We start from the raw sequence: 24066 nt of genomic DNA on the forward strand, positions 1-24066 counted from the left end.
CCGTCTGGTTGAAGGGTTCCCTTGAGGTCTACACGGGTGGCAGGACCGGCGCGGCAGCCGCCGCCGCCGGCAACGCACCGGCAGCGCCCGCGGCGGCCGGCAGGGCCCCCGCGGCACCCGGCAGAGCGCCTGCGGCACCCGGCAGAGCGCCCGCGGCGGCCGGCAGGGCACCGGCGGCACCCGGCAATGCACCCGCGGCGCCCGGCAGGGCACCGGCGGCACCCGGGAGTGCACCCGCGGCGCCGTGCTGCATACCCTGCGTGATCGCCGGCATCACCAGGCCCTTGAGCAGGTCGATGGCCTGGCCGGCGCCCAGCTGGTTGGCCGCCTGCATCACGTCGTTGACCAGGCCGCCGCCGCCGCTGCCGCTGCCGCTGCCTCCGCCCAGACCGGTGCCACCGCCACCGAGCGGCGAACCGCTGCCGAAGGACGACGGGTCGCCGAGGATCGGGTAGGTGCCGTCAGCGCCGGGATCCAAACTGGCCGGAGCGGTGATCGGCACTTCACCCGCGGCTGTCGGGGTGCCCAGTCCGGGCGTGACCGCGGTCGGGCTGGTCAGCCCGGGGTTGGAAAGCGCCGGATTGAGTCCCGCGCCCGGGGTCGCCACTCCGGCGCCCGGGGTGGTCGGTAGCGCGCCGGGCGCGGTGAGTCCCGGCGTCGTGGGCGTCAGGCCTGGGCTCGCCAGACCTGGGCTCGCCAGGCCTGGACTCGTCAGACCCGGGCTCGTCAAGCCGGGGCTGGTCAGGCCGGGACTGGTGAGTCCCGGGCTCGTCAAGCCCGGACTGGTGAGCCCTGGCGTACCGAGCCCTGGAGTGCCCAGGCCGGGACTGGTCAGGCCCGGAGTGCTGGCGGCGGTGCCCCCGTTCAGCGCGGGCACGGGGGGCAGGTTGATCCCGAATTGCGACAGCCCCTGCGACAGCGCTCCCATCAGCTCGCCGGGCAGGTCGGTCATCACGGCAGCCTGCTTGAAGTCGTGGTGCTCGGGCTGCTTGCCGCCGGCCGTCGATTCGTAGACAAGGAAGTATGCGCAAGGACTCGCCACTGCCAGGGCGGCGACCGCGCTCATGGCTGTCGAAAGCTTGCGTCGGCGTCGGTTCGGCACGGAAGTCTCCTCAATCTGGACAACTCATCTGAACTGTGTTGTTTCGGTGCGGTCCGCCGTCCTAGCTGGCGAGAACCACACAGAGTCGATGGTACGAGTGAGATTGCTGTGACTAGAGTGGTGATATTGAATCGTGAGGTAATTGCGACCCCGGTTGTGATCGGGCCGCTGAGGTGTCCCGCCCGCACCGTCATTCGGCCGAAGGCGGACTCCCTGGCCTCGCCAGATGGGTTAGACCCACGCGGTCGGATACCCTAAGCAACCGATGACCGCTCGTTTCGATCTCCTCGTCGTCGGCTCTGGATTCTTCGGCCTGACCATTGCCGAGCGCGCAGCCACCCAACTCGGGAAGCGCGTGCTCGTCGTGGAACGCCGCCCGCACATCGGTGGCAACGCCTATTCCGAGGCCGAGCCGCAGACGGGCATCGAGGTCCACAAGTACGGCGCCCACCTGTTCCACACCTCTAATAAGAGGGTCTGGGACTACGTCCGGCAGTTCACCGACTTCACCGATTACCGGCACCGGGTGTTCGCCATGCACAACGGGCAGGCCTACCAGTTCCCGATGGGGCTGGGCCTGGTGTCGCAGTTCTTCGGCAGATACTTCACCCCGGACGAGGCGCGCCGGCTGATCGCCGAGCAGGCCGCCGAGATCAAAACCGAGGACGCGCAGAACCTAGAGGAGAAGGCGATCTCGCTGATCGGCCGGCCGCTGTACGAGGCGTTCGTCAAGGGCTACACGGCCAAGCAGTGGCAGACCGATCCCAAGGAGCTCCCGGCCGCCAACATCACCCGGCTGCCGGTGCGCTACACCTTCGACAACCGGTACTTCAGCGACACCTACGAGGGACTACCGGTCGACGGCTACACGGCCTGGCTGCAGAACATGGCCGCCGACGACCGCATCGAGGTGCGGCTGGACACCGACTGGTTCGAGGTTCGCGACCAGCTGCGCGCGGAAAGCCCGGACGCGCCCGTCGTGTACACCGGCCCGCTGGACCGCTACTTCAACTACTCCGAGGGCCGGCTCGGTTGGCGCACACTGGACTTCGAGGTGGAAGTGTTGCCGATCGGGGATTTCCAGGGAACGCCGGTGATGAACTACAACGATCCCGACGTGCCGTTTACCCGCATCCACGAGTTCCGGCACTTTCACACCGAGCGCGACTACCCCACCGACAAGACGGTGATCATGCGGGAGTTCTCGCGATTCGCCGAAGACGACGACGAGCCCTACTATCCGATCAACACCGAGGCCGACCGCACCCTGCTGGCCGCGTACCGAGCGCGGGCGAAGGCCGAAACCGCCTCCGCCAAGGTGCTTTTCGGTGGCCGGTTGGGCACCTATCAATATCTGGACATGCACATGGCGATTGCCAGTGCATTGAACATGTACGACAACACCGTCGCACCGCACCTGCGCGACGGCGCACCTCTGGTGGAAGAAGGCGCGGGGGCAAGCGCGCCGGCGACGACGCAGATCGAAGCGAGGGGGAGGAGCGGCGCCTGATGACTGCTGTAAGCCTGCTTTCCAGAATCATCCTGCCGCGTCCGGGTGAGCCCCTGGACGTGCGCAAGCTGTACCTGGAGGAATCGACCACCAATGCGCGGCGCGCGCACGCGACCAGCCGCACTTCGCTGGAGATCGGCAAAGAGTCCGAGGTGTCGTTCGCCACCTACTTCAATGCGTTCCCCGCGAGCTACTGGCGCCGCTGGTCGATCTGTACCTCGGTGGTGCTGCGGGTCGAGTTGACCGGAACCGGCCGCGTCGACGTGTACCGGACGAAGGCCACCGGAGTGCGGATCTCCGTGGACGGCCGCCAATTCGTCGGCACCGACGACCAGCCGGCCATCGTCGAGATCGAGGTGCCGCTCAGGCCGTTCGAGGACGGCGGCTGGGTCTGGTTCGACATCACCACCGACACCGTGGTCAACCTGGTGAGCGGTGGCTGGTATGCGACCGAGCCCGCCCCGGGCGCGGCCAACATCGCCGTCGGCATCCCCACGTTCAATCGGCCCGCCGACTGCGTCAACGCGCTGGCCGACCTGACCGCGGATCCGTTGGTGGACGAGGTGATTGGGGCGGTGATCGTCCCCGACCAGGGCGTGCGCAAGGTGCGTGATCACCCGGACTTCCCGGCCGCCGCCGCCGGCCTGGGCAACCGGCTGTCCATCCACGACCAGCCCAATCTCGGTGGTTCCGGCGGCTACAGCCGGGTGATGTACGAGGCGCTGAAAAACACCGACTGCCAACAGATTCTGTTCATGGACGACGACATCCGCATCGAGCCGGACACAATCCTGCGGGTGCTCGCGTTGCACCGCTTCGCCAAGACGCCGATGCTCATCGGCGGCCAGATGCTCAACCTGCAGGAGCCGTCGCACCTGCACATCATGGGCGAGGTCGTCAACCAGTCGAACTTCATGTGGACCGCCGCACCGCACGCGGAGTACGACCATGACTTCGCCCAATTCCCGTTGAACGACAAGAACGCTCGGAGCGCGCTGCTGCACCGGCGCATCGACGTCGACTTCAACGGCTGGTGGACGTGCATGATCCCGCGTCAGGTCGCCGAGGAGCTGGGCCAGCCGCTGCCGCTGTTCATCAAGTGGGACGACGCCGAATACGGCCTGCGCGCCGGGGAGCACGGGTATCCGACGGTGACGCTGCCGGGTGCGGCGATCTGGCACATGGCCTGGAGCGACAAGGACGACGCCATCGACTGGCAGGCCTACTTCCATTTGCGCAACCGGCTGGTGGTCGCCGCGATGCACTGGGACGGCGATGTCACCGGGCTGGTTCGCAGTCACCTGAAGGCGACCCTGAAACACCTTGCCTGCCTTGAGTATTCGACGGTGGCTATCCAGAACCGGGCCATCGACGACTTTCTGGCCGGGCCCGAGCACATTTTCTCGATCCTGGAATCCGCTCTGCCCGAGGTGCATCGGCTGCGCAAGGAATACCCGGACGCGGTGGTGCTGCCGGCGGCGAGCGAACTGCCCCCGCCGGCGAACAAGACGAGGGCGATGAAGCCGCCGGTCAACCCGCTGTCGATCGGTTATCGGCTGGCCCGCGGCATCGCGCACAACGCAACCAAGGCCGACCCCGAAGCCCACCGGCGCCCGGAGTTCAACGTGCCCACCCAGGACGCGCGCTGGTTCCGGTTGTGCACCGTCGACGGCGTCACCGTGACGACCGCCGACGGGTGCGGGGTGGTCTACCGGCAGCGCGACCGCCGCAAGATGTTCCAGCTGCTGTTCGCCTCGCTGCGGCGGCAGCGCCGGCTGGCGAGCCGGTTCGATGAGATGCGCAAAACGTACCGGGATGCGTTGCCCGTGCTGTCCAGCAAGCAGAAGTGGGAGACGGCGCTGCTACCTGCCGAGCGAGAGCATGCCTGAATCGCCACCCCCTACGGGTGAGGTGGCCGCGCTGGTGGCTGTGCAGTCGGCCTTGGCCGACCGGCCCGGCGTGCTGACGGCCGCGCGCGGTCTGTCGCATTTCGGCGAGCACAGCATCGGCTGGCTGGCGGTGGCGGCGGTGGGTGCGCTGCTGATGCCGAAGCGGAGCGTGGAGTGGCTGATGGCGGGGGCCGGCGCATTCGCCGCGCACGCCGCCGCCGTGTTGGTCAAGCGGGTGGTGCGGCGTAAGCGGCCCAACGATCCGGCCGTCGTGGTGAACGTCGGCACGCCCAGCCAGCTGAGTTTCCCGTCAGCGCATGCCACCTCGACGACGGCCGCGGCCATCCTGATGGGCCGGATCACCGGTCTGCCGCTGCCCGCCGTCTTGGTTCCCCCGATGGCGTTGTCGCGGATGCTGCTGGGGGTGCACTATCCCAGCGACGTGGCGTGCGGCATCGCTCTGGGAGCCATCGTCGCCCGAATCACCGTCCGGCTCGAGGGCCGGGCGCGGAAGGTCTGGCCGAATGAGTGAGGACGTGGTGACCGGGCCCCCGGGCAACGTGGTGATCGGGGTGGTCAAGGCGATTCGCCCGCGCCAGTGGGTGAAGAACGTCCTGGTGCTGGCCGCGCCGCTGGCCGCATTGGGCGGTCCGGTCCGCTACCACTTGCACGACGTGCTGGACAAGGCCTACCCGGCCCTGGGCGCGTTCGCGGCGTTCTGCCTGGCCGCGTCGTCGATCTACCTGATCAACGACGCGCGCGACGTCGAGGCCGACCGCGAGCACCCCACCAAGAGGTTCCGCCCGATCGCCGCGGGCGTCGTGCCGGAGTGGCTGGCCTACGCCCTGGCGGTGGTGCTGGGAATCGCCGCACTGGTTATCGGCTGGTGGATCACACCCAATCTGGCGCTGGTGCTGGCCGTCTACCTCGCAATGCAACTGGGCTACTGCTATGGCCTGAAACATCAAGCGGTGATGGACATCTGCATCGTGTCGTCGGCCTATCTGCTGCGGGCCATCGCAGGGGGTGCGGCCACCGACATCCGTCTGACCCAGTGGTTCTTGCTGGTGATGGCGTTCGGGTCGCTGTTCATGGTGGCCGGCAAGCGGTACGCCGAGCTACAACTGGCCGAGCGCACCGGGGCCAAGATCCGCAAGGCGCTGGAGAACTACACCAGCACCTATCTGCGGTTCGTCTGGACGTTGTCGGCCACGGCGCTGGTGGTCTGCTACGGGCTGTGGGCGTTCGACCGGGAGCACGGCGCGGCGGGCTGGTTCGTGGTGTCCATGGTCCCGTTCACCATCGCCATCCTGCGGTACGCGGTGGACGTGGACGGCGGGCTGGCGGGCGAGCCCGAGGACATCGCGCTGCGGGACCGGGTGCTGCAGCTGCTGGCGGTGACGTGGATCGCGACAGTTGGAGCCGCCGTTGCCTTCGGCTAGCTCCGAACTGCAGGCCCTCAAGGCGCGCATGATGCGCGGCCGGCCGGTCATCAGACGGTTGGGCTGGCCGGTATTCCCCTACACCGCCATGGTCAGGGTCAGCCTGTGGATCAGCGTGGTGGTGGTCGCCGTCCTGTTCGCCTGGGGTGCCTGGCAGCGGCGCTGGATCGCCGACGACGGGCTGATCGTGCTGCGCACGGTCCGCAACCTGCTGGCCGGCAACGGCCCGGTCTTCAATCAGGGCGAGCGCGTGGAGGCCAACACCTCCACGGCCTGGACCTACCTGATGTACGTCGGCAGCTGGGTGGGCGGGCCGATGCGCATGGAATACGTGGCGCTGGCGCTGGCCCTGACGCTCTCGGTGCTGGGCGTGGCGCTCCTGATGCTGGGGGCCGCCCGGTTGTATGCGCCCAGCCTGCGGGGCCGCAGGGCGGTCATGCTGCCCGCCGGGGCGTTGGTCTACGTCGCGCTGCCGCCCGCGCGTGACTTCGCCACCTCGGGGCTGGAGAGCGGGCTGACGCTGGCCTACCTCGGTCTGCTCTGGTGGATGATGGTGTGCTGGGCCCAGCCGGTGCGCAACCGCCCGGATCGCAGGCTCTTCATCGGGGTGTTGGCGTTCGTGGCCGGTTTCAGCGTCTTGGTTCGGCCCGACCTGGCGCTGATGGGCGGGCTGGCGCTGATCATGATGCTGATCGCGGCGCGGACGTGGCGGCGCCGGGTGCTGGTCGTGGTCGCCGGTGGCCTGCTGCCGGTGGGCTACGAGATCTTCCGGATGGGCTACTACGGCCTGCTGGTGCCCGGCACCGCCCTGGCCAAGGATGCGGCCGGCGACAAGTGGTCCCAGGGCATGATCTACCTCTCGAATTTCGACGCGCCCTACGTGGTCTGGGTGCCGGTGGTGCTCCTCGTGCCGCTGGGGGTGCTGCTGCTCGCGGCCCGCCGACGGCCGTCGTTCCTGCGCCCCGCGCTCTCGCCCGACTACGGTCGGCTGGCCCGGGCGGTCCAAAGCCCCCCGGCCGTCGTGGCCTTCGTTCTGGTGAGCGGCCTGCTGCAGGCGCTCTACTGGATCCGGCAGGGCGGCGACTTCATGCATGGGCGGGTGCTGCTGGCGCCGCTGTTCTGCCTGCTGGCCCCGGTGGCCGTGATCCCGGTGGCGATACCGGACGGCCAGGACTACTCGCGGGAGACGGGCTATTGGGTGGCCGGTGCGGCGGGCGCGCTCTGGCTGGGTGTGGCGGGTTGGTCACTGTGGGCGGCCAATTCGCCGGGGATGGGTGACGACGCCACCCACGTGACCTACTCCGGCATCGTCGACGAGCGGCGCTTCTACGCGCAGGCCACCGGGCACGCGCATCCACTGACCGCCGCCGACTACCTGGGTTATCCGCGGATGGCGGCCATCCTGACGGCCCTCGAGAACACCCCCGACGGCGCGTTACTGCTGCCGTCGGGCAATTACATCCAGTGGGACCTGGTGCCGCAGGCGCAGCCTGGCCCCGGCAAGCCCCCCGAAAAGCCGCAGCACATAGTGTTTTTCACCAACCTCGGCATGGTGGGAATGAACGTCGGGCTGGACGTCAGGGTGATCGACCAGATCGGATTGGCCAATCCGCTTGCGCAACACACGGAACGGTTGAAGCACGGCCGCATCGGCCACGACAAGAACCTCTTCCCGGATTGGGTGATCGCCGACGGACCATGGGTGAAGGTGTATCCCGGTATCCCGGGTTATCTGGACATGCAATGGGTCGCGGAGGCGGTAACCGCCTTGCAATGCCCCGAGACCAAGGCGGTGCTGAGTTCGGTGCGCGCACCGATGACCCCGCACCGATTCCTCTCCAACCTGGTGCATTCCTATGAATTCACCAAGTACCGGATCGACCGCGTTCCGCGCTACGAGCTCGCCAGATGCGGACTGCCGGTGCCCGAAGAGGTCCCGCCGCCGTCTCGCGAGTAAGCCGCGCGCAGAAGAATTTTCGGCCAATCTCAAAACGATCACGATCCACGCCCGCGAAAGATTGCCAGCAACTTCACATTTGGGCCTTCACCAGCTGGCACAAGTGCCCAAGCACATGCGAAAACGCCGCCAACGGCGCCGGCGTTTGGCCTGGAAAACATCGGGTAACGATCGCCGACTGACGCTTTGCGGTGCGGTCTCGATGCGACTCGACGGCTACAGGTGTGGTTGACTACACGAGCACTGCTGCGCCTGATCGCATGCAGTACGACCCAAATCAAGGACGCGTCCGGATGCTGGGCGCGCCGAGAAGGATGAGGAAGCAAGGATGACGCTTGTCGACAGGTTTCGCGGCGCCGTGGCAGGTATGCCGCGCCGGCTCGTGGTGGCGGCCGCTGGTGCGGCCCTGCTCTCGGGCCTGATTGGCGCCGTGGGGGGCTCGGCGACCGCCGGCGCGTTCTCGCGCCCCGGTCTGCCGGTGGAGTACCTGCAGGTTCCTTCCGCAGGGATGGGCCGCGATATCAAGGTTCAGTTCCAAAGCGGTGGGGCCAACGCGCCCGCGCTCTACCTGCTCGACGGTATGCGCGCCCAGGACGACTTCAACGGCTGGGACATCAACACCCCGGCGTTCGAGTGGTACAACCAGTCGGGCATCGCCGTGGTCATGCCGGTCGGCGGCCAGTCCAGCTTCTACTCCGACTGGTACAAGCCCGCCTGCGGTAAGGCCGGCTGCACCACCTACAAGTGGGAGACCTTCCTGACCAGCGAGCTGCCCGCGTACCTCGCGGCGCAAAAGCAGGTCAAGTCGACCAACAACGCCGCCGTGGGTCTGTCGATGGCCGGTTCGTCGGCCCTGATCCTCGCCGCATACCACCCGAACCAGTTCGTTTACGCCGGCTCGCTGTCGGCCCTGCTGGACCCGTCGCAGGGCATGGGTCCGTCGCTGATCGGCCTCGCCATGGGTGACGCCGGTGGCTACAAGAAGGACGACATGTGGGGGCCGTCGAGCGACCCGGCGTGGGCGCGCAACGACCCGTCGCTGCAGGTCAGCAAGCTGGTCGCGAACAACACCCGCATCTGGGTGTACTGCGGTAACGGCAAGCCGTCCGACCTCGGTGGCGACAACCTGCCCGCGAAGTTCCTGGAGGGCTTCGTGCGGACCAGCAACCTGAAGTTCCAGGACGCGTACAAGGCCGCCGGCGGCAACAACGCGGTGTGGAACTTCGACGCCAACGGCACGCACGACTGGCCGTACTGGGGCGCGCAGCTGCAGGCGATGAAGCCTGACCTGCAGGCGACCCTGGGTGCCACCCCGGGCGCCGGTCCGGCCACGGCCGCGACTCCTGCCGGGAACGGTCAGACCGGCCAGGGCACCTAAGCCCAAGAACGACGCGACTGGCGGCGGAAACCCCTAGGGGTTTCCGCCGCTGGTTGTTTTGGTGTGTGATTTGTTTCACTACCCCGCGGGCGGGGGAACTACGGCGCTGGCTAATGTGCTCCACAGCGACTAGACGATGGAGGGTGGACATGAGGGTCGTGCGGGGTATGCCAGCGCTTCTTCGGATGATCTCGGTGGCCGCGCTGGCGGTCGGCTTGATCGGCGTGACGGTGACGGGCGGGCCCGCCGGCCGGGCTCGGGCGGCCGGTTACGAGAGCCTGATGGTGCCGTCGGCGGCGATGGGCCGCGACATCCCGGTCGCCTTCCTGGCCGGCGGTCCGCACGCGGTCTATCTGCTGGACGCCTTCAATGCGGCGCCGGACGTCAGCAATTGGGTCACCGCGGGCAACGCGATGAACACGCTGGGCGGTAAGGGCATCTCGGTGGTGGCGCCCGCCGGCGGTGCGTGGAGCATGTACACCAACTGGGAGCAGGACGGCAGCAAGCAGTGGGACACCTTCCTGTCCAGCGAGCTGCCCAACTGGCTGTCCGCCAACAAGGGCCTGGCGCCCGGTGGCCACGCCGCCGTCGGCGCCTCGCAGGGCGGCTACGGCGCGATGGCGCTGGCCGCGTTCCACCCCGACCGCTTCGGCTTCGCCGGTTCGCTGTCCGGATTCCTGTACCCATCGAGCACCAACTACAACGGGGCGATCCTGGCCGGCCTGCAACAATTCGGCGGTGTGGACGGCAACGGGATGTGGGGCGCCCCGCAGCTCGGTCGGTGGAAGTGGCACGACCCCTACGTGCACGCGTCGTTGCTGGCGCAGAACAACACTCGCGTCTGGGTCTACAGCCCGACGAATATGGGCGGCGACGACGCCGCCATGATTGGCCAGGCGGGCGCGGCGATGGGCAGCTCGCGGGAGTTCTATCAGCAGTACCGCAGCAACGGCGGGCACAACGGTCACTTCGACTTCCCGGGCGGCGGCGACAACGGCTGGGGCTCGTGGTCGGGGCAACTGGGGGCCATGTCGGGCGACATCGTCGGCGCCATTCGGTAGCGGGGCGCTGCGGGTCGCTGCCCGGCGGATCCAGTCGGGGGAGCCGGTACCGTGTAGTGGTGTGCGGCAGGGGTCGGGAGGACCGCGTCGCGATCCACCCACTCTGCTAGCAGGAGAACATGGCTACCAACGCCCGGCGTAAGCGCCACCGAGTCCTCGCCTGGGCCGCCGCGTGTGCGATGGCGGTCGTGGTGTTGTTGGTGATCGTGGCCGTGGTGGTCTTGCTGCGCAACCGCGAGTCGCCGCCCAGCGCGGTGCCGCCCGGCGTCCTGCCTTCGCCGTCGACGACCACCCACCCGCACAAGCCCCGCCCCGCTTCGCAGGACGCGTCGTGCCCCGACGTCCAGCTGGTCAACATCCCCGGCACCTGGGAGTCCGCCCCGCAGGACGATCCGATCAACCCGATGCAATTCCCCAACGCGTTGCTGCACAAGGTGACCACGGCGGTCAGCCAGCAGTTCCCCGCGTCCCGGGTGCAGGAGTACACCACCCCCTACACCGCGCAGTTCCATAACCCCCTCGGCGGTGACACGCAGATGTCGTACAACGAAAGCCGCGCCGAGGGCACCCGCGCGACGGTCCAGGCAATGACGGACATGAACGCCAAGTGCCCGCTCACCAGTTACGTGCTGACGGGTTTCTCCCAGGGCGCGGTGATCGCCGGTGACATCGCCAGCGACATCGGCAACGGTCGGGGACCCGTCGACGACGACCTGGTGCTCGGTGTGACGTTGATCGCCGACGGTCGCCGTCAGCCCGGGGTGGGCAACGACATCGGGCCCAATCCGCCGGGGCAGGGCGCCGAGGTCACGCTGCACGAGGTGCCGGTGCTGTCCGGGCTGGGGTTGACCATGACCGGAGCCCGGCCCGGTGGTTTCGGCGCGCTCAACGACAAGACCAACGAGATCTGCGCGCCCGGCGACCTCATCTGCGCCGCGCCGCAAGAGGCGTTCAGCGTGGCCAACCTGCCCAACACGCTCAACACCCTGGCGGGGAATGGCGGGCAGCCCATCCACGCCTTGTACGCGACGACGCAGTTCTGGAACGCCGACGGGCAGGCTGCGACGGATTGGACCTTGAATTGGGTTCAAGGACTGATCAACAATGCGCCGCACCCCAAACATGGATGACCGGCCGCGGGACACAGCAGCCAGGAGCCCGTTGCGGGTGCAGATCAGCGGTACCTTGTGATTTGGTGTGCTGCGGGCAGCCCCTTAACATTAAGAGGAATTTAAGAGCTATAAGACTTTGTTGCGGACCCGGTCCTGGTAGACGCCGGCCTGTGATCAGCAGGAGGCTGGCGCCCGAGGCGCCTCGCGAGGGCTGGCCCGCGTAGAGATGGAAACCGTCGGCGTGGCCGACCAGAGGACAACAACGTCGGCGTCGCCGACCTAAAACAGGTGTGACAGGAGCGCGGCATGGTTTACCACAACCCGTTCATCGTGAATGGAAAGATCAGGTTCCCGGACAACACCAACCTGGTCAAGCACGTTGAGAAGTGGGCGAGGGTTCGTGGCGACAAGCTGGCCTACCGTTTCATCGACTATTCCACCGAGCGCGACGGGGTGTACCGCGACATCGTCTGGCGCGACTTCAGCGCCCGCAACAGGGCGGTGGGCGCCCGGCTGCAGCAGGTCACCCAGCCCGGTGACCGCATCGCCATCCTGTGCCCGCAGAACCTGGACTACCTGATCGCCTTCTTCGGCGCGCTGTACGCCGGCCGGATCGCGGTGCCGCTGTTCGACCCGGGCGAACCGGGCCACGTGGGCCGGCTGCACGCCGTGCTCGACGACTGCACGCCGTCGACCATCCTGACCACCACCGAGGCCGCCGAAGGCGTCCGCAAGTTCATCCGCGCCCGTTCGGCCAAGGAACGGCCCCGGGTGATCGCCGTCGACGCGGTGCCCACCGAGGTGGCCTCTACCTGGGTGGAGCCCGAGGCCGACGAGAACACCATCGCCTACCTGCAGTACACGTCCGGTTCCACCCGGACCCCGACCGGCGTGATGATCAGCCATCTGAACCTGCCCACCAACGTGTTGCAGGTGCTCAACGGGCTGGAAGGCAAGGAGGGTGACCGCGGCCTGTCCTGGCTGCCTTTCTTCCACGACATGGGCCTGATCACGGCACTGCTGTCCCCGGTTCTGGGCCACAACTTCACCTTCATGACGCCGGCCGCGTTCGTGCGCCGCCCCGGCCGCTGGATCCGCGAGATGGCGCGCAAGCCCGACGACGAGCCGGGCTCCGAACTGTTCACCGTCGCCCCCAACTTCGCGTTCGAGCACGCCGCGGTGCGCGGCGTGCCCAAGGAGGGCGAGCCGCCGCTGGACCTGAGCAACGTCAAGGGGATCCTCAACGGCAGTGAGCCGGTGTCCCCCGCGTCGATGCGCAAGTTCTTCGAGGCGTTCGCGCCGTACGGCCTGCGGGAGACGGCGATCAAGCCGTCCTACGGCCTGGCCGAGGCGACGTTGTTCGTGTCCACCACGCCGATGGACGAAGCGCCCACCGTCATCCATGTCGACCGCGACGAGCTCAACAGGCAACGCTTCGTCGAGGTGGCCCCCGACGCGCCGAAAGCCGTCGCGCAGGTCTCGGCGGGCGTCATCGGTGTCGACGAGTGGGCCGTCATCGTCGACCCCGATACGGCCAGCGAGCTGCCCGACGACCAGATCGGCGAGATCTGGCTGCACGGCAAGAACCTCGGCCTCGGCTACTGGGGCAGGGAGGCGGAGACCCAGGAGACTTTCCGCAATATCCTCAAGTCGCGCATCAGCAAGTCGCACGCCGAGGGAGCCGAGGACGATGGGCTGTGGGTTCGCACCGGCGACTACGGCACCTACCACAACGGACACCTCTACATAGCGGGCCGGATCAAGGACCTGGTCATCATCGACGGCCGCAACCACTACCCGCAGGACCTGGAGTACTCGGCGCAGGAAGCCAGCCGGGCCCTGCGCACCGGATATGTGGCCGCGTTCTCCGTCCCGGCCAACGAGCTGCCGCAGGTGGTGTTCGACAACCCGCACACGGGCCTGAAGCACGACCGCGATGACAGCTCCGAGCAGCTGGTGATCGTGGCCGAGCGTGCCCCCGGCACGCACAAGCTCGACTACCAGCCGATCGCGGACGAGATCCGGGCGGCCATCGCCGTCCGTCACGGGGTGACCGTCCGCGACCTGCTGCTGGTGCAGGCCGGAACGATTCCGCGCACCTCCAGCGGCAAGATCGGGCGCCGCGCGTGCCGCGCCGCCTACCTCGACGGCAGCCTGCGTAGCGGCGTCGGTTCCCCGACCGCCTTCGCCGGCGCTAACGACTGAACCCAGGAACCATGGCTGAACTAGACGACCCCCAAGACCAGCAGGAGAATCTGCCCAACACGAAGACCGACTTGGGCGCCGGCGATGATGCAGTGGGGGCACCTCCCGCTTGCGGGGGACGAAGCGATGCTGAGAAGCGGCGCACAATGACGGTCCCCGAGTTGCGCGAGTGGCTGCGCAACTGGGTGGGCCGGGCCGTCGGGAAGTCACCGGACGACATCGACGAGTCGGTACCGATGGTCGAGCTGGGCCTGTCGTCGCGCGACGCCGTGGCGATGGCCGCCGACATCGAGGACATGACCGGTGTCACGCTGTCGGTCGCGGTGGCGTTCCAGCATCCGACCATCGAGTCGCTCGCCACGCGGATCATCGAGGGCGAGCCCGAGATCGACACCTCGGGCGACGACGTTTCGGACTGGACGCGCAACGGCCCGGCCGACCGTGTCGACATCGCGATCGTGGGCTTGTCGACCCGGTTGCCCGGCGACATGAACACCCCCGACGAGACGTGGCGGGCGCTGATGGAGGGCCGCGACGCCATCACCGACTTGCCGGAGGGGCGCTGGGAAGAGTTCCTGGAGGAGCCGCGGCTGGCCGAGCGGCTGGCGAAGGCCCGCACCCGCGGCGGCTACCTGACGGACATCAAGGGTTTCGACTCCGAGTTCTTCGCGGTGGCCAAGACCGAAGCCGACAACATCGACCCGCAGCAGCGGATGGCGCTGGAGCTGACCTGGGAGGCGCTCGAGCAGGCGCACATCCCGGCGTCGAGCTTGCGCGGACAGTCCGTCGGCGTTTACGTCGGAGTCTCCAACAACGACTACAGCTTCCTGGCGGTGTCCGACCCGACCGTCGCGCACCCCTACGCCATCACCGGCACCGCGACGTCGATCATCGCCAACCGGGTCTCCTACTTCTACGACTTCCGCGGTCCGTCGGTCGCCGTCGACACCGCGTGCTCGAGCTCGCTGGTGGCCATCCACCAGGCCGTGCAGGGCCTGCGCAACGGCGAGGCCGACGTCGCGGTCGCCGGTGGCGTCAACGCGCTGATCACGCCCGTGGTGACGCTCGGTTTCGACGAGATCGGCCAAGTCTTGTCCCCCGACGGCCGGATCAAGTCGTTCTCCTCGGACGCCGACGGCTACACCCGCTCCGAGGGTGGCGGGATGCTGGTGCTCAAGCGGGTCGACGACGCCCGCCGCGACGGCGACCAGATTCTGGCCGTGATCGCGGGCAGCGCGGTCAACCACGACGGCCGGTCCAACGGCCTGATCGCGCCGAACCAGGATGCGCAGGCCGACGTGCTGCGCCGGGCTTACAAGGACGCCGGCATCGACCCGCGCACCGTCGACTACATCGAGGCGCACGGCACCGGGACCGTCCTGGGCGACCCGATCGAGGCCGAGGCCCTGGGCCGCGTCGTCGGCCGGGGACGTCCGGCCGATCGCCCGGCTCTGCTGGGTGCGGTGAAAACCAATGTGGGTCACCTGGAGTCGGCGGCCGGCGCGGCCAGCATGGCCAAGGTGGTGCTGGCCCTGCAGCACGACAAGCTGCCGCCGTCGATCAACTTCGCCGGGCCCAGCCCCTACATCGACTTCGACGCGATGCGCCTGAAGGTGATCGACCAGCCCACCGATTGGCCGCGGTACGGCGGCTACGCGCTGGCCGGGGTGTCGAGCTTCGGCTTCGGCGGTGCCAACGCGCACCTGGTGGTGCGCGAGGTGCTGCCGCGCGACGTGATCGAACGCGAACCCGAGCCCGCGCCCGAACCGCAGGCCGCGGCCGAAACCGCCGATGCCCCCACCATGGAGAGTCACGCGCTGCGCTTCGACGACTTCGGCAACATCATCCCGGACGCCGAGGCGGCCGAGGAGGACGAAGACTACGAGCTGCCCGGCGTCACCGACGAGGCGCTGCGGCTGAAAGAGATCGCACTGGAGGAGCTCGCCGCGCAGGAGGCGGAGGAGCCGACCAAACCCCTGATCCCGCTGGCCGTTTCGGCCTTCTTGACCTCGCGCAAGAAGGCGGCGGCCGCCGAGCTGGCCGACTGGATGGAAAGCCCGGAGGGTCAGGCGTCGTCGCTGGAATCGATCGGGCGGGCGCTGTCGCGGCGCAACCACGGCCGCTCCCGGGCGGTGGTGCTGGCGCACGACCACGAAGAGGCCATCAAGGGCCTGCGCGCGGTGGCCGAGGGCAAGCAGCGGCCGGGCGTGTTCAGCGTCGACGGGCCGGTGACCAACGGCCCGGTGTGGGTGCTGGCCGGGTTCGGCGCGCAGCACCGCAAGATGGGCAAGAGCCTGTACCTGCGCAACGAGGTCTTCGCCGAGTGGATCGAGAAGGTCGACGCGCTGGTCCAGGACGAGCTGGGTTACTCGGTGCTCGAGCTGATCCTCGACGACTCGCAGGATTACGGCATCGAGACCACCCAGGTCACCATCTTCGCGATCCAGATCGCGCTGGGCGAGCTGCTCAAACATCACGGCGCCAAGCCCGCCGCGGTGGTCGGTCAGTCGCTGGGTGAGGCGGCGTCGGCGTACTTCGCCGGCGGTTTGTCGCTGCGCGACGCCACCCGGACCATCTGCTCGCGCTCGCACCTGATGGGTGAGGGCGAGGCGATGCTGTTCGGCGAATACATCCGGCTGATGGCGCTGGTGGAGTACTCCGCCGACGAGATCAAGACGGTGTTCTCCGACTTCCCGGACCTGGAGGTGTGCGTCTACGCCGCCCCCACGCAGACCGTCATCGGCGGTCCGCCCGAGCAGGTGGACGCGATCATCGCCCGCGCGGAGTCCGAGGGCAAGTTCGCCCGCAAGTTCCAGACCAAGGGCGCCAGCCACACCCAGCAGATGGACCCGCTGCTCGGGGAGCTCGCCGCGGAGCTGCAAGGCATCAAGCCGACGAGCCCGACCGTCGGGATTTACTCGACCGTGCACGAGGGCACCTACATCAAGCCCGGCGGCGAGCCGATCCACGACGTCGACTACTGGAAGAAGGGGCTGCGCCACAGCGTCTACTTCACCCACGGCGTCCGTAACGCCGTCGACAGCGGGCACACCACCTTCTTGGAGCTTGCGCCCAATCCGGTCGCGCTCATGCAGGTCGGACTGACCACGGCCGCGGCCGGGCTGCACGACGCCCAGCTGATCCCGACGCTGGCCCGCAAGCAGGACGAGGTCGAGTCGATGGTCTCGACCATGGCGCAGCTCTACGTCTACGGCCACGACCTCAACATCTGGACGCTGTTCACCCGTGCCGCCGGACCGGCAGACTACGCGAACATCCCGCCGACCCGGTTCAAGCGCAAGGAGCACTGGCTGGACGTGCACTTCGCGCACGGCGGCAGCTCGGCGCTCATGCCGGGCAACCATGTCGCGCTGCCCGACGGCCGCCACGTCTGGGAGTTCCACCCCCGCGGTGCGACGGACCTCGCCGCCCTGGTGAAAACCGCTGCGGCCGAGGTGCTTCCGGACGCGCAACTCGCGGCGGCCGAACAGCGTGCGGTTCCCGGCGAGGGCGCCCGGCTGGTGACGACGCTGACCCGGCACCCCCGCGGCGCGTCGGTGCAGGTGCATGCCCGCATCGACGAGTCCTTCACGCTGGTCTACGACGCGCTGGTGGCCCGGGCCGGGGAAGCCGGCGTCGCCCTGCCGGCCGCGGTCGGTGCCGCAGCGGCGATCACCGCCCCGTCCAACGGGGCGGCGGCCGCGCCGGAGACGCCCGTCGAGGAGGCCGACGCCGAAACCCTGACGGACAGCCTGACCAACCGGTACTTCTCGGCCAGCATGGGCAAATGGTCGCCGGAGTCGGGCGAGACCGTCGCGGAGCGCCTGGGCCTGATCGTCGGCTCGGCCATGGGTTATGAACCAGAGGACCTGCCGTGGGAGGTGCCGCTGATCGAGCTCGGCCTGGACTCGCTGATGGCGGTGCGGATCAAGAACCGCGTCGAGTACGACTTCGACCTGCCGCCGATCCAATTGACGGCGGTCCGCGACGCCAACCTCTACAACATCGAGGAGCTGATCAAGTACGCGGTCGAGCACCGCGACGAGGTCGAGCAGCTGCACGAATACCAGAAGACGCAGTCACCCGAAGAGATCGCCCGGATGCAGGCGGAGATGGTGAGCGGCGCGACGCCGGCCACGGTGACGGCGCCGGCACCCGATCCGCAGGCCGAGCCGCAGACGCAAGAGGCGCCGCCGCCGGCCTCCGACGCGCCCCTCCCGCCACCGCCCACGGAACCGTCGGGACCCAAGGGAAATGGCGCCGGGCAGGCAAAGCCCAACCTCGCGGGCGCCGCACAAGCGCTCAACCAGGAGGCGGTCACCAAGGCGCTCAACTCCGACGTGCCGCCGCGCGACGCCTCCGAACGGGTCACGTTCGCGACGTGGGCGATCATCACCGGCAAGTCCCCGGGCGGCATCTTCAACCCGCTGCCCAAGCTGGATGACGAGCAGGCCGCGAAGATGGCGCAGCGCCTCTCCGAGCGGGCCGAGGGCCCGATCACCGTCGAGGACGTGCTGACGTCGCAGAACATCGAGGCGCTGGCCGAGAAGGTGCGCAGCTACCTCGAGGCCGGCGAGCTCGACGGATTCGTGCGCACCATCCGGGCGCCGCAAGACGATTCGCAGATACCGGTTTTCGTCTTCCACCCGGCCGGCGGTTCGACGGTGGTCTACGAGCCACTGCTCAAGCGGTTGCCGCCGGACACCCCGATGTACGGGCTCGAGCGTGTCGAGGGCACCGTGCAGGAACGGGCCGCCCAATACGTGCCCAAACTGCTCGAGATCAACGGCGACAAGCCGTTCATCCTGGTGGGCTGGTCACTGGGTGGCGCCCTGGCCTATGCCTGCGCGATCGGGCTCAAGCGGATGGGCGCCAACGTCGCGTTCGTCGGCATGATCGACACGGTCCGGGCCGGCGAGGAGATCCCGCAGACCAGGGAGGAGACCCGCAAGCGGTGGGACCGGTACGCGAGGTTCGCCGAGCGCACCTTCAACGTGGAGATTCCCGCGATCCCCTACGAGCAGCTCGAGGAGCTCGACGACGAGGGCCAGGTCAAGTTCGTGTTGGAGATCGTCCAGCAGAGCGGCGTGCAGGTCCCGGGCGGGATCATCGAGCACCAGCGCACGTCATACCTGGACAACCGCGCCTTGGAAACGGTCCAGATCGAGCCGTACGACGGTCACGTCACGCTCTACATGGCGGATCGCTACCATGACGACGTCATCGAGTTCGAGCCGCGGTATGCGGTTCGTCAGCCGGACGGCGGCTGGGGTGAGTACGTGGCCGACCTCGAGGTCGTGCCGATCGGTGGGGAACACATCCAGGCCATCGACGAGCCGATCATCGCGAAGGTGGGGGCGCACATGACCGAGGCGCTGGACAACATCGAGGCGGGGCGCCGCCGGACGAGTGAGGTGGGCAAGTAGTGACCGGTGCGGAGCCTTCTCGCGCTCACACGACAGCTGAAAAGCTGGCCGAGCTGCACGTTCGCCTGGAATTGGCCAAGGAGCCGGGAGGTGAGAAGGCGGTCGCCAAGCGCGACCAGAAGGGCATTCCCAGTGCCCGCGCCCGCATCCACGCACTGGTCGATCCGGGCACCTTCCTCGAGGTCGGGGCGCTGGCCAAAACGCCGAACGACCCGAACGCGCTCTACGGTGACGGCTGCGTCACCGGGCACGCCATGATCGACGGCCGGCCGGTCGGGGTGTTCTCCCACGACCAGACGGTGTTCCAGGGCACGGTCGGCGAGATGTTCGGCCGCAAGGTCGCGCGGCTGATGGAGTGGTGCGCGATGGTTGGGTGCCCGATCATCGGCATCCAGGACTCGGGTGGTGCCCGGATTCAGGACGCGGTCACCTCGCTGGCGTGGTACGCCGAGCTGGGCCGTCGCCACGAGGCGCTGTCCGGTCTGGTCCCGCAGATCTCCCTCATCTTCGGCAAATGCGCTGGGGGAGCGGTGTATTCGCCGATCCAAGACGATCTGCTCGTGTCGGTGCGCGACCAGGGTTACTTCTTCGTCACCGGTCCCGACGTCATCAGGGAGGTCACCGGCGAGGACGTCACCCTCGACGAGCTCGGCGGCTCCGACGCGCAGGCCCGCTACGGCAACATCCACCAGGTGGTGGATTCCGAGGCCGAAGCGTTCCAGTACGTGCGTGACTTCCTGTCATTCCTGCCGTCCAATTGCTTCGACAATCCGCCGATCGTCAACCCCGGGCTGGAGCCAGAGGTCACGCCGACCGACCTGGAGCTCGACACGATCGTGCCGGACTCCGACAACGCGGCCTACGACATGCACGAAATCCTGCTGCGCATCTTCGACGACGGCGACTTCCTCGAGGTCGCCGCGCAGCACGGGCCGGCCATCATCACCGGGTACGCCCGCGTCGACGGGCGCCCGGTCGGCGTCATCGCCAACCAGCCCATGCACCTGGCCGGGTCGATCGACAACGAGGCCTCCGACAAGGCCGCGCGGTTCATCCGGTTCTGTGACGCGTTCAACGTCCCGCTGGTGTTCGTGGTGGACACCCCGGGCTTCCTGCCGGGCGCCGAGGAGGAGAAGAGGGGCATCATCAAGCGCGGCGGCCGGTTCCTCTACTCGGTGGTCGAGGCCGACGTGCCGAAGGTGACGATCACCGTGCGCAAGTCCTACGGTGGCGCCTACGCCGTGATGGGATCCCGGCAGCTGACCTCCGACTTCAACTTCGCCTGGCCCACCGCGCGTATCGCGGTGATCGGCGCCGAGGGCGCCGCGCAGCTGCTGATGAAGCGGTTCCCCGACCCGACGACGCCCGAGGCGCAGCAGATCAAGAAGGACTTCATCGAGGGCTACAACCTCAACATGGCGATCCCGTGGACCGCCGCCGAACGCGGCTTCATCGACGCGGTCATCGACCCGCACCAGACCCGGTTGTTGCTGCGTAAGTCCCTGAAGCTGTTGCGGGACAAGCAGTTGTGGTTCCGCACGGCGCGCAAGCACGGGCTGATCCCGGTCTAAGGGGCAGCTAGGCGGCCGGACCCGCCGGCGGCGTGGCCGGCTCTGTGCGCTGCCCGGTCTCAGTGCCCCGGCGCGGGACCCAATCCGGCCCCTCCAGCGCGTCGGGGATGAGCCAGTACAGGACAGCAAAATTCGCCACCGCCAGCACGCCGTGCAACACGATGTCGCGCGGTTCGAAGCCGAGCGGTCCAGGCGTGTGATGCGTCGCGAAGATCGCGCCGATGATCACCAGAGCCACGAAAACCAGTGAGCTGAGCGCAGTTACGGCGACCGCCGCGCGGCGCTGGACCGCGCCGAAGACGGCCAACACCCCAAACCCGAACAGTAGTGCGCTGTGCCAGGGTGTCAACGCGAGTCCCAGCAGCGGGGCGCCGACGGGCGGGGCGTGGGGATGGACGCCGGCGGAGACGAACCCGGCTGTGCCCAGAGCAATCAGCAGCAAGCCATCGGCCAGTAGGTACCACCGGCCACTTCGGAAGTGGCTCGGGTTGCGGCTGATCAGGCGTAGCTCGGATGTCAAACGCCCCATGGGGCCTTGGGTGACAGGCGACATTGCTCAACCTTCCCGCCGCGGCCGAGGCGTGCTCGCAGTCGGCGTAACGGGCCTTCGGGTCTCGTCGACTACCACGCCCGGCGTGGTCGTCGGCACATGCAAGACGGTGTCAGACAGATGGATCATCTCCGTTCGGCAGTGGCGCTGAGATCGCCGATGGGTAGCCATCGGCGACCACATGGTGCTCGTTTTGCGTCTCCGCACCCGGTCTTACCCACTCCGTACCCGGACACGCACTGCCCGCGAAACTCTCAGCGATGTCCCAGGTGGCAGGCAGCCGTTCGAGTGGCGTGGCGGCAGTGTGGGCAGTGACCGAGCGCGAGTTGAGTTCCACACGAGTTGCGCGCGCAAGGCCCATGGCAGCATTGGCAATGTGTGTTTCTCGATGACGGCTGACCTGGTGGCAGGGACCGCGTTGCTGCCCGTGGCCGCGGTGTCACTGCGAGAGGTGAAACACCCGCGGGAGCTGCCGTTCGCGCTGCTGCCGACTATCTTCTCCCTGCACCAGTTCATCGAAGCTGTCGTATGGGCGGCCAAGGACGGTGACCGGTCCGTCGGCGTCGCACATCTGGCGGTTCTGGCGTATGTACTGATCGCCTTCGCGTTGTTGCCGACGTACGTTCCGCTGGCGGTGCTACTTCTCGAACCGAAGGGGCCCGGTTACGAGTGGCGCCGTTCGTGTTGCTCGGTGTCGTCGTGTCGTCGTACCTCGCCTTCGCCGTCCTGGCCAATCCGGTCAGCGTGCGCAGGCTTCCACATGCGTTGAGTTACCATACCGGCGTCGAGAACGGCGCTGTGTGGGCGGTGCTCTACATCGTGGCTGTCATCGGGGGGGCGGTGATGTCGGGCTATCGATCGATCGTCGCTTTCGGATTGCTCAACCTGGTCGGGCTGATCGTGGTCGCCGTCCTCTACACCCGGGGGTTCGCATCACTGTGGTGCGTCTACGCTGCGGCGGCGTCGGTTCTGGTTCTGCTACACATGGTGCGCCGCAGGCGCTTACCCGACCCGCATCGCTACCACGGTGTGCCGACGCGTCCGCTGATACCCCACTGAGGCCCGACGAATCACTGTCAGGGGTCGACCGTCAGCGCGCCGTCGATCAGTTCGTCGAACCGCTCCAACGCCTCGTCGCAGTCGGCGTCGATGCCGCGCAGCGCCCCGCGGTCGGCGAGATACCGCTGCGCGTAGAGCTGGGCGACCAGCGCCTTGCGCTCCCGGCCGCGGGTGGCACGCTCCCAGGCGGCCTGCTCGGTGAGCAGCGCCGCGGCGTACACGTCGCCTATGAATTGAGCTAGCGGGAACAACCGCGCCTCGGCAATGTCGCGGTCGAGTTTGGACCATGCCGTGATCGCCGCGTCCAGGTCCTCGATGCGCCCCGCGACCAGCCGGGTGGTGTCGTCGTCATCGGAAACCGACACCGCGTCGCGCAGCCGCGCCAACAACGGCTCATGGGCGCGAGTCTGCTCGATGCCGCGCCGCACATCCAGGCAGAGGATGTTGTCGGGCCCCTCCCAGATGGTGTTCACCTGCGCGTCGCGCAGCAGCCGGGCCACCGGCCAGGTCTCGATATAGCCGTTGCCGCCGTGGATTTCGATCGCATCGGACGCGGCGGTGATCCCGAGCCGGCAGACCTTGAGCTTGGTGACCGGCACGGCGATGCGCTGCCGCATGCTGCGGGGCTGGCGATGGTTGGTGGCACCGGTGCCGTCGAAAACCATCGCCTGCGCGGCTTCGACGTCGACGACCAGCTCGGCGAGCTTGCGCCGCATCAGCGGCTTGTCGATGAGCGCGCCGCCGAACGCCTGCCGCCGCCGGGCGTAACACAGCGACTCGACCAGGGCGCGGCGCGCGTTGCCGAGCCCGAACAGGGCGATGCCGAGGCGCGCGGCGTTGGTCAGCTCCATCATGTGGCCCAGCCCCTTGCCGTCCGACGGTCCCGCCTCGCCGGCGGGTTCCCCGGACAGCAGAAACGCCTCGGCGTCAACGAATTCCACCTCGCCGGAGGCCACCGATCGGGTGCCGAGCTTGTCCTTCAGACGGCGCACCCGCACCCCGTTGCGCGACCCGTCACGGCGGGTGCGCAGCACCAGGAAGTTGGCGATGCCCCGCGATGAGTCGGGCGCGCCCTCCGGCTTGGCCATCACGACGAACGCCTCGCCACCGCAGTTGGACGCAAACCACTTGAAGCCGTTGAGAATCCACGCGTCCCCAGCGCGGGTCGCCGTCGTCTCGAGCGCGCCCAGGTCCGAGCCGCCGGTCCGTTCGGTCAGCAGTTGCGCCGTCTCGCCCGCCCACTCGCCCAAGGCGAACTTGGCCAGCACGTGCTCACGCACGTCGGCCGGCGCGTAGGCGGCCACCAGTGACTGGACCATGCCGCCGCCGGTGCCAAGCGCGCAGCCCATCCCGATATCGGCCTGGTTGAGCAGATAGTTGGACGCGAACAGGCCCAGGCCCGAGCTCACCTTGGCGGCGCGCGCGTCGTCGCGCAGGGCCTGCTGGGCATCCAGGACCGCGCGCTTGGACTGGGTGAAGGAGACCGGCATGACGACCTGGCTGACGTCGTGTCCCCAGCGGTCGTAACGCTCCAGCCGGGGTGGGTTGCGGTCGGTCTCCTCCGCCCATCGCGCGACCGGACCGCCCATCAGCTCGCCCATGCGCACCAGATGCGGCTCTAGGACCGCCAGTTCATCCGGCTGCAGGTAGTACGCCATGGTGAACTGCAGGGTGGGATCGGTGCGATACCAGTTGAGACCGACGGCCCCGCGGTAGTTTTCGGTTTGGTAGCGCTGCGATTTCTCCTCCGTGGAGAAGGGCAGCCTGTCCACCGCCTCGACGGCGTAGTCGCTCATGGGAGTGA

Annotated in this window: 14 protein-coding genes and 1 pseudogene; 12 read left to right on the forward strand and 3 right to left on the reverse strand. The window is 68.2% G+C overall.

Annotated elements, in window-relative coordinates; all coding sequences use genetic code 11:
- Positions 1 to 28: 28 nt before the first annotated feature.
- Positions 29 to 1102: a PirG gene (locus A5750_RS12065; protein WP_197505417.1), complete on the reverse strand. Its 1074-nt coding sequence runs from the start codon at positions 1100 to 1102 to the stop codon at positions 29 to 31.
- A 265-nt stretch (positions 1103 to 1367) separates the two neighbouring features.
- Here A5750_RS12065 and glf point away from each other — a divergent pair, with 265 nt between their 5' ends.
- The 11 genes from glf (at position 1368) to A5750_RS12120 (ending at position 20653) form a co-directional block, all read left to right on the forward strand.
- The gene (glf, locus tag A5750_RS12070) at positions 1368 to 2612 is read left to right on the forward strand and encodes a UDP-galactopyranose mutase (protein ID WP_067263058.1); all 1245 of its coding nucleotides are present in this window, start codon (positions 1368 to 1370) and stop codon (positions 2610 to 2612) included.
- Positions 2612 to 4501, forward strand: a complete 1890-nt coding sequence (locus tag A5750_RS12075) for a glycosyltransferase (RefSeq protein WP_066953457.1) — start codon at positions 2612 to 2614, stop codon at positions 4499 to 4501. The genes glf and A5750_RS12075 overlap by 1 nt, the downstream gene beginning before the upstream one ends.
- On the forward strand, positions 4494 to 5033 hold the full coding sequence (locus A5750_RS12080) for a phosphatase PAP2 family protein (RefSeq protein WP_067263061.1): 540 nt from the start codon (positions 4494 to 4496) through the stop codon (positions 5031 to 5033). The genes A5750_RS12075 and A5750_RS12080 overlap by 8 nt, the downstream gene beginning before the upstream one ends.
- Positions 5026 to 5943 carry a decaprenyl-phosphate phosphoribosyltransferase gene (locus A5750_RS12085; protein ID WP_066953453.1) on the forward strand — a complete coding sequence of 306 codons (918 nt, stop codon included), beginning with the start codon at positions 5026 to 5028 and terminating at the stop codon, positions 5941 to 5943. The genes A5750_RS12080 and A5750_RS12085 overlap by 8 nt, the downstream gene beginning before the upstream one ends.
- The gene (gene aftB, locus A5750_RS12090; protein WP_304441462.1) at positions 5930 to 7900 is read left to right on the forward strand and encodes a terminal beta-(1->2)-arabinofuranosyltransferase; all 1971 of its coding nucleotides are present in this window, start codon (positions 5930 to 5932) and stop codon (positions 7898 to 7900) included. Before A5750_RS12085 ends, aftB begins: the two co-directional genes overlap by 14 nt.
- A gap of 328 nt (positions 7901 to 8228) precedes the next feature.
- Positions 8229 to 9278, forward strand: coding sequence for an esterase family protein (locus A5750_RS12095; RefSeq protein ID WP_066953449.1), 1050 nt, complete (start codon positions 8229 to 8231; stop codon positions 9276 to 9278).
- Between the two features lie 158 nt (positions 9279 to 9436).
- The gene (locus A5750_RS12100) at positions 9437 to 10339 is read left to right on the forward strand and encodes an esterase family protein (protein WP_066953609.1); all 903 of its coding nucleotides are present in this window, start codon (positions 9437 to 9439) and stop codon (positions 10337 to 10339) included.
- Positions 10340 to 10458: 119 nt separating this feature from the next.
- The gene (locus tag A5750_RS12105; protein WP_066953447.1) at positions 10459 to 11469 is read left to right on the forward strand and encodes a cutinase family protein; all 1011 of its coding nucleotides are present in this window, start codon (positions 10459 to 10461) and stop codon (positions 11467 to 11469) included.
- A 288-nt stretch (positions 11470 to 11757) separates the two neighbouring features.
- Complete coding sequence (gene fadD32, locus A5750_RS12110) at positions 11758 to 13656, forward strand: long-chain-fatty-acid--AMP ligase FadD32 (protein ID WP_066953445.1); 1899 nt, start codon at positions 11758 to 11760, stop codon at positions 13654 to 13656.
- 146 nt (positions 13657 to 13802) lie between these two features.
- Positions 13803 to 19082, forward strand: coding sequence for a polyketide synthase Pks13 (gene pks13, locus A5750_RS12115; protein WP_067263067.1), 5280 nt, complete (start codon positions 13803 to 13805; stop codon positions 19080 to 19082).
- Positions 19082 to 20653: an acyl-CoA carboxylase subunit beta gene (locus A5750_RS12120; RefSeq protein ID WP_067263070.1), complete on the forward strand. Its 1572-nt coding sequence runs from the start codon at positions 19082 to 19084 to the stop codon at positions 20651 to 20653. The genes pks13 and A5750_RS12120 overlap by 1 nt, the downstream gene beginning before the upstream one ends.
- A gap of 7 nt (positions 20654 to 20660) precedes the next feature.
- On the opposite strand, the gene A5750_RS12125 is transcribed toward A5750_RS12120, so the two are convergent.
- Entirely contained in the window at positions 20661 to 21206 is a 546-nt protein-coding gene (locus tag A5750_RS12125; protein ID WP_066953439.1) for a DUF4383 domain-containing protein, read from the reverse strand.
- 385 nt (positions 21207 to 21591) lie between these two features.
- Here A5750_RS12125 and A5750_RS26595 point away from each other — a divergent pair.
- A pseudogene (locus A5750_RS26595) lies at positions 21592 to 22262 on the forward strand (DUF6629 family protein).
- Positions 22263 to 22279: 17 nt separating this feature from the next.
- On the opposite strand, the gene A5750_RS12135 reads toward A5750_RS26595, so the two are convergent.
- Positions 22280 to 24058, reverse strand: coding sequence for an acyl-CoA dehydrogenase family protein (locus tag A5750_RS12135; RefSeq protein ID WP_067263073.1), 1779 nt, complete (start codon positions 24056 to 24058; stop codon positions 22280 to 22282).
- Positions 24059 to 24066 lie beyond the last annotated feature (8 nt).

This window comes from Mycobacterium sp. 852002-51613_SCH5001154, assembly GCF_001667425.1.
Lineage (GTDB): Bacteria > Actinomycetota > Actinomycetes > Mycobacteriales > Mycobacteriaceae > Mycobacterium.